Annotated in this window: 15 protein-coding genes; 9 read left to right on the forward strand and 6 right to left on the reverse strand. The window is 68.8% G+C overall.

Annotated elements, in window-relative coordinates; translation table 11 throughout:
- The first annotated feature begins 2 nt into the window (after nt 1-2).
- Entirely contained in the window at nt 3-920 is a 918-nt protein-coding gene (locus ACSQ86_RS26975; protein WP_436305824.1) for an aspartyl/asparaginyl beta-hydroxylase domain-containing protein, read from the forward strand.
- A gap of 111 nt (nt 921-1,031) precedes the next feature.
- Entirely contained in the window at nt 1,032-1,868 is an 837-nt protein-coding gene (locus ACSQ86_RS26980) for an HDOD domain-containing protein (RefSeq protein WP_436309967.1), read from the forward strand.
- Between the two features lie 19 nt (nt 1,869-1,887).
- Here the strand turns inward: ACSQ86_RS26980 and ACSQ86_RS26985 are convergent, their stop codons facing one another.
- Together ACSQ86_RS26985 and ACSQ86_RS26990 are read right to left on the reverse strand one after the other, a co-directional pair.
- Entirely contained in the window at nt 1,888-3,669 is a 1,782-nt protein-coding gene (locus ACSQ86_RS26985; protein ID WP_436309968.1) for an ATP-binding response regulator, read from the reverse strand.
- Nucleotides 3,670-3,701: 32 nt separating this feature from the next.
- On the reverse strand, nt 3,702-4,325 hold the full coding sequence (locus ACSQ86_RS26990) for a response regulator (RefSeq protein WP_436305827.1): 624 nt from the start codon (nt 4,323-4,325) through the stop codon (nt 3,702-3,704).
- 147 nt (nt 4,326-4,472) lie between these two features.
- On the opposite strand from ACSQ86_RS26990, the gene ACSQ86_RS26995 reads away from it, so the two are divergent.
- The 5 genes from ACSQ86_RS26995 (at nt 4,473) to ACSQ86_RS27015 (ending at nt 6,698) form a co-directional block, all read left to right on the forward strand.
- Entirely contained in the window at nt 4,473-4,748 is a 276-nt protein-coding gene (locus ACSQ86_RS26995; protein ID WP_093110019.1) for a hypothetical protein, read from the forward strand.
- 104 nt (nt 4,749-4,852) lie between these two features.
- Nucleotides 4,853-5,386 (forward strand): phosphatidylglycerophosphatase A family protein, encoded by a 534-nt coding sequence (locus tag ACSQ86_RS27000; RefSeq protein ID WP_436292192.1) that lies wholly within the window; start codon nt 4,853-4,855, stop codon nt 5,384-5,386.
- Between the two features lie 7 nt (nt 5,387-5,393).
- The gene (locus ACSQ86_RS27005; RefSeq protein WP_436309969.1) at nt 5,394-5,891 is read left to right on the forward strand and encodes a CinA family protein; all 498 of its coding nucleotides are present in this window, start codon (nt 5,394-5,396) and stop codon (nt 5,889-5,891) included.
- A gap of 16 nt (nt 5,892-5,907) precedes the next feature.
- The gene (locus ACSQ86_RS27010; RefSeq protein ID WP_436309970.1) at nt 5,908-6,393 is read left to right on the forward strand and encodes a nuclear transport factor 2 family protein; all 486 of its coding nucleotides are present in this window, start codon (nt 5,908-5,910) and stop codon (nt 6,391-6,393) included.
- The gene (locus ACSQ86_RS27015; RefSeq protein ID WP_093110016.1) at nt 6,390-6,698 is read left to right on the forward strand and encodes a GNAT family N-acetyltransferase; all 309 of its coding nucleotides are present in this window, start codon (nt 6,390-6,392) and stop codon (nt 6,696-6,698) included. Before ACSQ86_RS27010 ends, ACSQ86_RS27015 begins: the two co-directional genes overlap by 4 nt.
- Here the strand turns inward: ACSQ86_RS27015 and ACSQ86_RS27020 are convergent.
- Complete coding sequence (locus tag ACSQ86_RS27020) at nt 6,688-7,872, reverse strand: MFS transporter (protein ID WP_436310311.1); 1,185 nt, start codon at nt 7,870-7,872, stop codon at nt 6,688-6,690. The genes ACSQ86_RS27015 and ACSQ86_RS27020 overlap by 11 nt on opposite strands.
- A gap of 25 nt (nt 7,873-7,897) precedes the next feature.
- Entirely contained in the window at nt 7,898-8,683 is a 786-nt protein-coding gene (locus ACSQ86_RS27025) for a UPF0149 family protein (protein WP_436305831.1), read from the reverse strand.
- Between ACSQ86_RS27025 and ACSQ86_RS27030 the strand changes: the two genes are divergently transcribed.
- Nucleotides 8,673-8,828: a hypothetical protein gene (locus ACSQ86_RS27030; RefSeq protein ID WP_436309971.1), complete on the forward strand. Its 156-nt coding sequence runs from the start codon at nt 8,673-8,675 to the stop codon at nt 8,826-8,828. The two genes, ACSQ86_RS27025 and ACSQ86_RS27030, sit on opposite strands and share 11 nt — an antisense overlap.
- On the forward strand, nt 8,825-9,742 hold the full coding sequence (locus ACSQ86_RS27035; RefSeq protein ID WP_436305832.1) for a hypothetical protein: 918 nt from the start codon (nt 8,825-8,827) through the stop codon (nt 9,740-9,742). Before ACSQ86_RS27030 ends, ACSQ86_RS27035 begins: the two co-directional genes overlap by 4 nt.
- Before the next feature lie 25 nt (nt 9,743-9,767).
- Here ACSQ86_RS27035 and ACSQ86_RS27040 read toward each other — a convergent pair whose 3' ends face one another.
- Together ACSQ86_RS27040 and ACSQ86_RS27045 are read right to left on the reverse strand one after the other, a co-directional pair.
- Nucleotides 9,768-11,105 (reverse strand): HlyD family type I secretion periplasmic adaptor subunit, encoded by a 1,338-nt coding sequence (locus ACSQ86_RS27040; protein ID WP_436305833.1) that lies wholly within the window; start codon nt 11,103-11,105, stop codon nt 9,768-9,770.
- Nucleotides 11,102-12,814, reverse strand: a complete 1,713-nt coding sequence (locus ACSQ86_RS27045) for a type I secretion system permease/ATPase (protein WP_436309972.1) — start codon at nt 12,812-12,814, stop codon at nt 11,102-11,104. Before ACSQ86_RS27045 ends, ACSQ86_RS27040 begins: the two co-directional genes overlap by 4 nt.
- Nucleotides 12,815-12,829 lie beyond the last annotated feature (15 nt).

The following is a 12,829-nucleotide window of genomic DNA, read 5'->3' on the forward strand; positions in this document are numbered from 1 at the left end:
CCATGCCCAGTTTCCTCTCCTACAAACTTCTGATTCCCCTGGCCTTCCTGAGCGCGGGCCTTTACGTGCACTTCCGCGGCCAGGTGCGGCACCGCATCGGCCGCCAGCTGAGCGACCACTCAACCTTCCTGGCCCCTCTCAACGTGCTGATGTACTGGTTCTCTTCGGTGCCGTCGAAGCCCTACATCGACCTCAAGCAGTTCCCCGAACTCGACGTCCTGAAGAACAACTGGCAGACCATCCGCGACGAGGGCCTGAGCCTGTTTGACGAAGGCCATATCCGCGCCGCGGCCGGCTACACCGACATAGGCTTCAACTCCTTCTTCCGCACCGGCTGGAAGCGCTTCTACCTCAACTGGTACGGCGATTTCCTGCCTTCGGCCCGCGGCCTGTGCCCGAAGACCACCGAACTTCTCGCCGGCATTCCCTCGGTGCGCGCGGCGATGTTCGCCATCCTGCCGCCGGGCAGCAAACTGGTGCGGCATCGCGACCCCTTCGCGGGTTCGCTGCGCTACCACCTGGGTCTCAAGGTGCCGCAGGATGCGCCGAGCTGCCGCATCTTCGTCGACGGCCAGTCCTATCACTGGAAGGACGGCGAGGCCGTGATGTTCGACGAGACCTACATCCACTACGCAGAGAACCTCACTGATGAAACGCGGCTGATCCTGTTCTGCGACATCGAACGGCCGCTCAACAACCCCGTCGCTCGGTGGATCAATCGCGAGATCGGCTGGCGCATGATCAAGGCCGCGGCCACGCAGAACGTGGACGGCGAGCCGATCGGCGGCCTGAACAAGGCTTTCGCCCAGATCTACAAGATCCGCGTGCTGGGCAAGCGCCTGAAGGCCTGGAACAAGCCGAGCTACTACGCCGTCAAGTGGCTGATCTTCGGCGGCCTGTTCTACCTGCTCTTCTTCTGAGCGCCGGCGCGGCGCGCCCGAAGTGTGCGTTGTTACGCGTGCGCGAGCGGGCCGGGGCCTGAAATCATTGGAAAATGGAGCCCCCACAAAATCATCCAGGTGCCGCCGAGCATGCACGCGACAACCCTTGACGAGCTGTTTGCCGAGAATCACTCGCTGCCCACGGTGCCGAGGGTGGTGCGCGATCTGATCGAGGTTCTGCAGAACGACAACGCCACGCTGTCGCAGGTGGCTCGCAAGATCGACGTCGACCAGGTGCTCACGGCCAAGATGCTGCGCCTGGCCAACTCGCCGTACTACGGCGTGCGCAAGAAGATCTCGACGATCGAGGAAGCCATCCGCATGCTCGGCCTGTCCTCGATCCGGACGCTGGTGGTCAGCTCGAACCTCGCAGGCGCTTTCAAGCGGATCCCCAACGTCGACCTGCCGACGTTCTGGCGCCACAGCCTGCGCGTCGCTTCCGTCGCGCGCCACTTGGCCGGAACAACGCGCGCCGTCGACCCGAACCTCGCTTTCACCGTGGGCAGCATGCACGCGATCGGCCATCTGATCATGTCCATCGTCATGCCCGAGAAGATGGCCCCGCTCAACGCCTCCTGTCCGATCGATGCCATGAACCGGCTCCAGGCCGAGGAGCAGGCTTTCGGCTACCACTTCGGCGACGTCAGCGCCAAGCTGGCTTCGCGCTGGAATTTCTCCGACGAGTTCATCACGGCCCTCGCCGGCTTCGCGCGGCCCATGGACGTGCAGCCCTTCGATCCGCTCGCCGGCATCGTGCACCTGGCCGTCTGGCGGGTGGCGCTGGATCGCGAAGGCCCGGCGGCGATCGAGGCGCTCGAGGGCTGGCCGTCGGAGGTCGCGGAGGCCGCGGAGGCGTCGCGCGAGATGTTCCAGGAGATGCCGGCGCCGGCCGAACTCGCCGCCGACCTCGAGGTCATGATCGCCTGATCTCGGCGCCCGAGGACGCTCAGCGCGTCGAAAGCGCCAGCGGCGACGTGTCGAGCCCCGCGAACGAAGAATCGAGCTCGCGCCCGTTCAGCACGAAGGTCATCGCGCGGTAGAGCTCGCTCGGCAGCACCGGCTTGTGCAAGAGCGGCACGCCGGTGGCGCGCGCTTCGCGCAGGCGCTGCGGCGCGGTGTCGCCGGTGATCAGGAGCGCCGGCAGTTCGGCGCCGAACTCCGCGCGCAGCGCCGCGATCGCCTCCGCACCGGTGCGCAGCTCGCGCAGGCGGTAGTCGCTGATGACCAGGCCCGGCGGATGGGCGCGCGCAAGCGCCTGCGCCTCCTCGATGGAATCGGCCACATCGCATGCGCAGCCCCAGGCGCCGAGCAGTTGCCTCATGCCGGTGCGCACCGACTCGTCATCGTCGATCACCAGCACGCGCACGTCGAACACGCGCGCGGCGCTGGGCGCGGTGTCGGCACTGCCGGCCACCACGCCGATCAGCGCCACGGGCAGGCTGAGCCTGAAGACGGTGCCGCGCCCCGGCTTCGAGACCAGCGAGAGCTGCTGCTCGAGTGCGCGTGCCAGTCCCTGGGCGATGGCCAGGCCCAGTCCCAGGCCCTTGCGGCGGTCGCGCTCCGCATTGCCGAGCTGATGGAACTCGCGAAAGATCGCCTGGTGCTGCGTGGGCTCGATGCCGATGCCGGTGTCCCACACCTCGACGAGCAGCTGGTCGCCGCGCGCGCGGCAGCCCACCAGCACGCCGCCGCGCTCGGTGTAGCGGATCGCGTTCGACACCAGGTTGCGCAGGATCAGGCCCACCAGCGCCGGGTCCGAGTGCACGGCCGCATCGGTTTCGCGCGAACGGTAGACGATGCCCTTGGCGTCGGCCTGGGGCGCGAGTTCGTTCTCGATCTTGTTGAGCAGGGGCTGCAGGTGGAAGGACTGCATCTGCGGCTCGACCACGCCAGCCTCGATGCGCGAGAAGTCGAGCAGGGTGTCGAGCATCTCGGCCGAGGCCTGCCATGTGGCGCGAGCGTTGGCCAGCGCGTCGTACTGGCCGGCCGAGAGCTTGCTGCGCGCCAGCACTTCGAGGAACAGGCCCTGCGCATGGATCGGCTGGCGCAGGTCGTGGCTGGCCGCGGCGAGAAATCTGGACTTGGCGAGATTGGCTTCTTCAGCCGCGCGGTGCGCCGCCTGCGCATGCTCGGTCTCGACGCGCAGGCGCTCGATCAGCTCGAGGTTCTCGAAGCGCAGCCCGATCGCCGCGCGCGCGGCCCGCGAGCCGTTGCGTGCCTGTCCCAGCAGTGCTGCGGTGTAGAGGATCGCGGCCACGCCCAGCGCGTCGTACGCCGGGTCGTCCATGGTCCACAGCTTCGCCCCCAGCACGATCAGCTCGGCGGCGCCGAAGACGATGAAGACCGGCAGTATCGGCGCCAGGGAGGACATCGAGCTGCCCGCGACGCCCGCGAGCACGGCCACCACCAGGATGCTGCCGGCGACGGTGGTGGTGCCCAGCGCGGCCCAGGCCAGCGCGCCCCAGACCACGCCGTCGATCGCATTGAGCACCATCTTGTGCCGCAGCAGCCGGCGTGCACGCTCGGGACTGATCTCGGAAGCCAGCCAGCGCCGCGCCTCCCACGCCAGGTACAGCTTCAGCACCACGATGGCAGCGCACCAGGCGCGCAGCGCCAATGCGTTGCGCTCGTTGGAGAGCACCCACACCAGCAGCAGCGCGACCAGGATGGTCGGAATGACCGAGCTGCCGATATTGCCCAGCTGCAGCCGCAGCTGCTCGACCAGCATGCGCTCTTCAGGCAGCCGCGACGGTTCTCCCATTAGGAAACCAGGCCCCTGCGCCGCGCGGCGAAGCCGGCTTCCGAGCGGCTCGACACCTGCAGCGCCGCGAGCACCGCCTGCACGTGGCCGCGCACCGTGTTCTCCGAGAGATTGAGCCGGCGCCCGATCACCTTGTTCGAAAGCCCCTGGCACATCAGGTCGAGCACCTCGCTCTGGCGCGGCGTCAGAAGCTGCCGTGAGGCATCGGCTTCGCCTGCCGGCACGAGCATCGAGGACGATGCGGGCACGACCGGCAGGCCGCGCCGCAGTTGATCGATCACGGCGAGGATCTTGTCGGCCGGCTCGGCCTTGGACACGAAGGCGAGCGCGCCGCGCTCCAGGGCCAGCCTGACGTTCTGGTGCGCGACGTCGGAGGAGAGGATGACCACCGCCGCCTCCGGCCACTTGCGCTTGACCAGCGCGATGCCTTCCAGGCCGCTGAGCCCATGCAGCTGGATGTCCAGCAGGACCAGCGCCGGGCCCTCCATCGGCGAGCGCATGGCCTCCTCGAGCGAAGCCGCCTCCGCCACCTCCAGATCGGCAATGCCCGCGGCAAGCACCATGCGCAGCCCGCAGCGGAACAGCGCGTGGTCGTCGATGAGAAGAATTCTGGGTGGCAGCATGAAGGCGGTGCGATCTCGAAAGCGCAATCATTCTGCGTCAGTCCGCCGGGCCTTCGCCCGGTCCAAATGGACTATTTACGCGCCGGGATGTTGCGGCGACCATCGAGTAGCCAAAAGTTCACGACCACCGCCCTTTTCCCCTGTCGAATGAAGCCCCTCATCGAAATCCACCGCATCGGAACGGACGCCTATGGCTACCGCATCAGTGCTCTAGGCACCGATGGGCAGGACAAGAGCGGCAGCGGCGCCTTCGATTCGCTGGAGCACTGCCTGTTCGATGCCGGCGCCTCGCTGGGCACCTATTTCTCACGCGTGGAACTCAATCTCGAGGGCATGTTCCTGGGCTCCTGTTCCACCGACACGCTGCGTCGCAATCCCAAGGGCGTGGCCCAGCGCATCCGGCAGCACTTCCAGCCGGCCTGATCAACTCTCTTTCAGCGCCGAGTCCGGCGGCTTCAGTGGGCGCTCCTGCAGCCGCAGATGCGCGACACTGTCGGTCGATGCAGTCCGCTTCCACTTCCGGTGCCATGCCCGTTCCTTCGCTGCAGCGCCCGACGCTGCGCTTCCTGTTCGCACACCCCGCGCACCTGATCGCGCTGGGCTTCGGTGCCGGCCTGCCGCGGCGCGCGCCGGGCACGGTGGGCACGCTGTGGGCCTGGGTCGCCTTCCTGGTCATGCAGCGCTGGCTGTCGACGCCGGCGATCGGCTGGGTGATCCTCGTTTCGCTGCCGATCGGCTGGTGGGCCTGCACGGTGACCGCGCGCCACATGAACATCGCCGACCCGGGCAGCATCGTGTGGGACGAGGTGGTCGCCTTCTGGCTGATCTTGTGGCTGGTGATGCCGGCCGGCCTGCTGGCGCAGGCCATCGCGTTCGCGCTGTTCCGCTTCTTCGATGCCGCCAAGCCCGGGCCGGTGGGCTGGGCCGACAAGCTGTTCAAGCAGCGCGACAGCGCACCGGGCGCGGTGCGCTGGGGCGCGGCGGGCTTCGGCATCCTCTTCGACGACCTGGTGGCCGCCTTCTGCACCCTGCTGGTGATCGCGGCCTGGCGCGCATGGTAGCTACACGATGAATGAATCCGAACACGGCACGCCTGCGCTGGCGGGCCTCCTGGCCGAGCTGCTGCAGCAGAAGGGCTGGATGCTCGCCACTGCCGAAAGCTGCACCGGCGGGCTGATCGCCGGCGCCTGCACCGAACTGTCGGGCTCCAGCCTCTGGTTCGAGCGCGGCTTCGTCACATATTCCAATGCGGCGAAGACCGAGCTGCTGGGCGTCGACGCGGCGCTGATCGCGGCGCACGGCGCGGTCAGCGAGCCGGTCGCGCGCGCAATGGCCGAGGGTGCGCTGGCGCGCTCGCAGGCGCAGGCCGCGGTGTCGGTGACCGGCGTGGCCGGCCCTACCGGCGGCACGGCCGAGAAGCCGGTCGGCACGGTCTGGTTCGGCTGGTCGGTCGCAGGCCGCGTGCACACCGAACACCGCCACTTCGATGGCGACCGCGCCGCGGTGCGCGCCGCCACCGTGCGGCATGCGCTGCAGACGCTGGTGAACCTGGTTCGCGCAGCCTAGGCTACGATGCCCGCCCATGCACAACGAAGAAACCATCCAGCGCCTCTACCAGGCCTTCGCGAAGCTCGATGCCGAGACGATGGCCGCCTGCTACGCGCCGGATGCGCGCTTCGACGACGAGGCCTTCTCGCTCAAGGGCGTGCGCGAGGTCGGCGGCATGTGGAAGATGCTCTGCGAGGCCACGCGCGCCAAGGGCGCCGATGTCTGGAAGCTCAGCTGGCGCGACGTGAAGGCCGACGCCTCCACCGGCAGCGCGCACTGGGATGCGCACTACCGCTTCAGCACCACCGGCCGCATCGTCGACAACTCGATCGACTCCAGCTTCACCTTCACGCCCGAAGGCCTGATCGCCACCCAGCGCGACCGCTTCGATTTCTGGACCTGGTCGCGCCAGGCGCTCGGCACGCCGGGCCTGCTGCTCGGCTGGACGCCGATGCTCAAGAACAAGGTGCGCGCCGGCGCCGCGAAGAACCTGGCCGCCTACATGGCCCGCAATCCATGACCGACATCACGATCACCAACCAACCCGAGCGGCACCGCTACGAGGCCCACATCGACGGCCAGCTCGCCGGCTATTGCGAATACAACCTGCTCAGCGAAGCGGTGATGTTCACCCACACCGAGGTCATGCCCGAGCACGAAGGCAAGGGCGTGGGCTCGGCCATCGCCAGGCACGTGCTCGACGAGGCGCGGGCCCAGGGCAAGCAGGTGATCCCGGTGTGCCAGTTCATCGCGGGCTGGATCCGAAAGCACCGCGAGTACGCCGAGCTGGTGCGGCCCGACGTTCAGCGCGCCTTCAAGATCTGAGCGCCGCGCCAGGTTTCGGCAGCCAGGCGAAGGCCGCCGCCCCGGCCACCAGCAGGACCGCGATGGTGGCCAGCACCGCCTTGAAGGTCTCGATGCCATAGGCCGCGGCCACCGAGGCCGCCACGCCGGTGAGCCACTGCATCAGCGCCACGCCGAGGAACATCGCCATCGTGAACACCGCCATCGCGCGGCCGGTGAGCGCCGTTGGGTAGGCGCCCCGCACGTCGGCGTATTGCCAGACGATGAAGCCGGAAATGAGGCCGATCAGCATGGTGGCCGCGATGTCGATCCAGGCCGCGTTCAGGAAGGCGATGATGGCGAACAAGCCCGCATACGCGAGGCTGCACGCCACGATCCGGCGGCGCCGTGCCGGGCCGTCGCGGTCCAACCGGCCGAACAGCGGCGGACCGACGAGCGAAATGACGGAAACGATCAACGCCACGTTGCCGCTCTGCACCAGCGAGTAGCCATGGCGCTCGACCAGCAGCGGCCCGAGCCACAGCCCGCGAAGCGAGATGAAGGCGGCATAGGTCACGGCGCCGAGCAGCAGGATGCCCAGCGTGTGCGGCATCGCGAACAGCGTGCCGAACTGGCGCAGCGCCGCCGGCACCGACTCCTTCGGCTGCGAGCCTTCGCGTGCCGGCTCGCGCACCCACAGCAGGATCGCCAGCCAGGCCAGCACCGAAGCCGCGCCGAGCACGACGAAGCCCGCGCGCCACGAATGCGCCTGCACCAGCCACGCGAGCGGCGTGCCGGTCGCGAGCATGCCCACGCCGCCGATGCCAAGCACCAGCCCCGAAACCGAGGCGAAGCGCGCGGCCGGAAAGTGCCGCGCGATGAACACCGTGCACACCAGGAAGGCCGGCGCGCAGCCGACGCCGATCAGCACCTGGCCGGCCACCAGCACGAGGTAGTCGGAGGACAGCGCCGACACCACCGCGCCGACGATGGCGAGCGGAAAGGCCGTCAAGACCGTGCGGCGCACGCCGTACAGATCGATGCCGATGCCCATCAAGAGCTGCATCGCGCCGAAGGCAAAGTGGAAAGAGCCCGAGAAAACGCCCAGCGCCTGCGCCGAGAGCTTGAAATCCGCCTGCAGCTGCCCGGCCATGATCGCGCCCACCGTGCGGTAGGCCTGGCTCAAGGCGAAGGCGGTGCACAGCGCCAGCACCATGCCCCAGGCGCGGCGCGAGGTCAGCTCAACTGGCACCGTGACATTTCTTGTATTTTTTTCCGCTGCCGCAGGGGCAGGGGTCGTTCCGACCAGGAGTCGCTTCCTTGCGGATCGTCTCCACGCGCGGGCCCATGCTGCGCCAGAGCTGGCGCAGGTCGTACACGGCCCAGATCGCGGCACCGAAATCGTCCACGCGCTGCTGGCTCACGCTCGGCGGGCCGTCTTCGCTGTACATCGAAACCTCGGGTTTCGCGCGGTCGTCCTCGGTCAGGGTGACGATGGTGTCGAGCGCCTCGTCGAGCATCTGCGCCGCCTCCTTGTCGCGCGGCGGCGCCCAGTCCTCGGGCCAGTTCTCGACCGCGAACATGAAGCCGAGCGCCCAGACCTGCGCAAAGGACGGGATGGCCTCGCCCTCCATCCCGGCGCGCTCCTCCTCGGGCAGCGACGCGATCGCGCCGCGCGTGTCCAGCACTTCAGGCTGCCAGGTGCGTTCGTCGTCGAGCGACTGCACGTCGGCGTCGAGCCCGGTTTCGATCTCGCGCCAGCGCCGCTTCCAGCGCCAGACGAATTCCATGTGCTGCGCCGGCACGAAGCCCTCGCCCAGCAGAACCGGCCAGTATTCGGCCGGCTCGATGGGCCGGCGCGTGCACACCAGCGCGGCCATGAAGCCCTCGCAGAACTCCCATTGCGGAATCTCGTCGTCGTGCTCGCGCATGGCGTCGAGCGCCTGGTCGAGGGCGTCGAAATCGTCGGGGCGAAGGGGTGCGTTGTCGGGCGAGGAGGCGGGCGTCGGGGAGTCGATGGTCGTCATGGCGTTGCGGCTGCAGCCCTCTATGATGCAGCAAGGCTTTGGGGGACTCACCATTTCAACACCGACGATTCCGTCGTTTCCGACGCGTTACAGCGCCTTTGCGCTGTGCGCGCTCGGCCTGATCGCCAGCCTGCCAGCCTCATGAACCCTGTCAAACGAGGTACGCGCGTGCAGACGCGCAAGGGCCAGGCTTCGGCGCCGGCGCCGCTGGAGGCGAGCACGCCGCCGCTGGAACCCGGCGATTACGCGGAATTCCTGCGCACCATGCTGCCGCAGCAGCAGAAGGCGGTGGCCAGCCATCGTCTCGGCAGCGAGCGCGTCTGGCTCAAGAAGGCCGGCCCGCCCCACGGCAAGCTGGGCTACCACCTGATGGCGGCGGTCGCCGGCCTGCTGCGGCTGGACGTGCTGACGCCGGTGCCCAATCCGGGCGGCGAGGCGGCCATCGCCACCGAGGCGCGGCGCCTGCGCGTGCTGGGCGCGGCGGGCCTGCGCGTGCCGGCGGTGCTGGCCCAGCAGCCCGACGGCCTGCTGATCTCCGACCTCGGCGAGAGCGGCCGGCCGCCGGTGGTGCTGCAGGAACGGCTCGACCAGGCCGCGGCTGCGGGCCCGGTCGCACTGCTCTCGGTCTGGCGCGAAGGCCTGGCCGCCATCGCCACCGTCCATGCGCACGGCGCCTACCTGAGCCAGGCCTTCGATCGCAACCTCGTGCAATGCCCGGACGGCGTCATCGGCTACATCGATTTCGAGGACGATCCGGGCGAGACCTTGCCGCTGGCCGAATGCCAGGTACGCGACTGGCTCAGCTACCTGCATTCCACCGCCATGCTGGTGCGCGCGGCTTCGCCGCAGGCGGCCGGTGCGCGCTGGCACGCGGCGATGGCAGATGAAAGCGACGAGGTGCGCGAGCGGCTGGCCCTGGCGGCACGCCGCATGCGCTGGCTGCGGCATCTGCCGGCCGGCCGGCGCTGGGGCCGGGACACGCAGCGTTCGCGCGCGGTGGCGCGGCTGCTGGCGCGCTGGTACGGCCACGAGCGGCCCGCACCGCCGACGGCGAACTAAGCCGCCGGCAGCCGGCTATTCTTCATCAACGCTCCCGCACGGCGCGGCGCAGCACCTGCGTGACCGGCTCCACCAGGTATTGAAGTGGCGTGCGCTCGTCTCCCTTGACGTAGATCTCGGCCGGCATGCCGGCCAGCAGTTTCAGGTCCCCTGCCGTCGCCAATGAAGCCGGGTCGGCCTCGACCAGCACCGAGTAGTAAGGGGCATTGGTCGCGCGATCGATCAGGCGGTCGGCCGAAACGTAGACCACCTTGCCACGCACCAGCTGCGTGGTGCGGTACGTGAATGCGGTGAAACGGATGTCGGCTGCCTGGCCACGATGGATCCGGCCAATGTCCTCGGTGCGAACGCGCGCATCGGTCACCAGCCGGGTGTCGTCCGGTACAACGTCAGCAATCGTCTCGCGCGGCGGGATCACCGAACCGGGCGTCGAATACTTCAGGTCGATGATTTCGCCGCTGGCCGGGGCCGTGATCACCTGGCGCGCCGACGCATCGAGCGACTTGCGCCGCTCCTGCTCGATCTCGGACAGCCGCGCCGCCGTGACCTTCAGCTGGTCGCTCGCATGCTGGCGGTAGTCGCTCTCGAGCGAGCGGATGCGCAGATCGGCATCGACCGTGCGCTGCTCGGCGCGCGCCAGCTCCGCGCGCCGTTCCTCGATCTTCACGCCGTAGTCGGCCACGGTGCCTTCCAGCTGGGCGATGCGGGTGGCCGAGATGAAGCCGTCCTTGAGCAGCTTCCGGTTGGTCTCGAGATCGTTCTTCTGGAATTTCATCGACTCGCTCGCCTGCGCGATCTGCGCGCGCAGCGCGACGATTTCTTCAGCGACCTTTTCGCGCTGCGAACGCAGCAAGCGCACCTGTCCCACGAGCGCATCGCGCCGCGCATCGAACAGCGAGCGTTCTTTCGCCAGCTGCTCGGCCAGGCGCGGATCGTTTGCCGCGGTCTCGATCACGTCCGGCGGGAAGGTGATCGCGCGCGCCATGGTCTGCTCGGCGTCGAGTCGCGCCAGGCTCGCGCGCTCGGTCTTGACGCGATGGTCCAGCCGGTTCCTGTCGGCATCCACCGACACGTCGCCCAGCACCAGCAACGGCTCTCCCTGCCGCACGCGCTGGCCATCGCGCACCAGTACTTCGCGCACGATGCCCCCTTCGGCATGCTGCACCGGGCGCCGGTTCAGGTCCACCTTCACGTACGCCTGCGCCACCACGGCGGACGACAGCGGCGCGAAGCTCATCCAGGCGGCTGCCGGCAGCAGTCCGCAGACAAGCACGGCCATGCCCCAGTGCGTCAGGCGACGCGCGTCGCGCACATGAAGCGCCAGGGGATCATTGGCCGCGATGGCATGCGCCGCGTTGTTCATGACACCTTCTCCGCAGGGCGCGGCGGCATCGCCACCACCTGGCCACCGCCAGTGTTCTGGCCCGCTCGCTTGATCGTCTGCATGACCTCCGCCACGGGTCCATACTGCTGCACACGACCGGCTTCCAGCACCAGCAGCTTGTCCATGTGCTGCACCAGCGTGCTGCGGTGCGTGACGACGATCACCGTGACCTGCCCGCGCAGCGCCTTCAGCGCCTCACCGAGCGCGAGTTCGCCGGCCCCGTCCAGGTTGGAATTGGGTTCGTCCAGCACCAGCAGTTTCGGGTTTCCATACAGGGCGCGTGCCAGTGCAATGCGCTGGCGCTGGCCCGGCGACAGCATCACGCCCATGGCGTCGATCACGGTGTCGTAGCCCTCGGGCAGTGTCAGGATCAGCTCATGCACGCCGGCACGCTCGGCTGCGTGCACGACCTTGTCCGGGTCGACTTCGCCCAGCCGCGCGATGTTGTCGGCAACGGTGCCGGCGAACAGCTCGACGTCCTGAGGCACGTAGCCGAGCCAGGGGCCGAGTTCCTCGCGCGGCCATTGCGCGAGGTCGACGTGGTCCAGCCGCACGACGCCGGCGTTGGGCTTCCACAGGCCCGTCAACAGGCGCACCAGGGTCGACTTGCCGGCGCCGCTTGCGCCCGTGATGGCCAGCGACTCGCCGGGCTCCAGGCTCAGCGACACGCCGGCAAGAATCATCCGCTCGCTCTGTGGCGGCCGGAACACCAGGCCCCGCGCATCCAGGCGGCCGGTCGGGGCCGGCAGCGTCATGCGTTCCGGCTGGCGCTCGGCGGCGCCCAGCAGCTCCGACAGGCGCGCGAAGGCGAGACGTCCCTCGGCCAGCACCCGCCAGCTCCCCACCACCTGTTCGACCGGCGCCAGCGCCCGGCCCAGCAGGATGGTGCAGGCCACGAGGATGCCGGGCGTGCCTTCGCCCGTGATGACGAGGTAGGCGCCGAGTGCCTGCAGCAGCACCTGGACCGCCTGGCGCGTGGTCCGCGTGAGTGCCGCCATCGCCACCGACTTGCGCGCGGTCGGGCCCTGCAGCGCGGTGACGCCAGCGTTGAGTTGTCGCCAGCGCCCGATCAGCGCGTCGCCCATCCCGAGCGACTGCGCCAGCTCGGCGTTCTGCATCGAGGCTTCGAGGTAGCGCGTGGCCCTCGCAGCTTCCTTTTGCAGCGCTTCGATGTCGCGGCGCGTCGCACGGTCGTTCACCACGGCAAGGACGAGCATCAGCAGCGACGCACCGGCGGCCGCCATGCCCAGCACCGGATGCGCCAGCCAGATGACGGCGACGTAGACGAATGCCCAGGGCGTGTCGAACAGCGCCAGCAAGCCCTGGGCGGAAAACAGGTTGCGCAGTGCCGCGACGTCGCGCAGCCCTTCTGACGGCGCCCGCTCCGCGCGCCGCGCCGAGCGGGCCAGCATGACCTTGGCCACGGTCGGGGACAACTGCTCGGCGACCAGATGGCCGGCGACGCCCTGCAGGCGGCTGCGCAGGTAGTCCAGCATCAGCATCAGGCCGAGGGCCACGGCCACGCCGAGCAACAGGACCAGCAGCGTTTCCTGGCTTTGGCTCGTCAGCACGCGGTCGAATACCTGCAGCATGAACAGCGCGGGGGCGAGCAGCAGCAGGTTGACGAAGAAGGAGAAGCCCGCGACGAAAAAGAGCGGTCGCCTGAGAAGCTGAAAAAGAGGCTTCATGCCACCCGCGCCGGC

The organism is Variovorax sp. LjRoot130 (assembly GCF_964253755.1).
Classification (GTDB): Bacteria; Pseudomonadota; Gammaproteobacteria; order Burkholderiales; family Burkholderiaceae_C; genus Variovorax.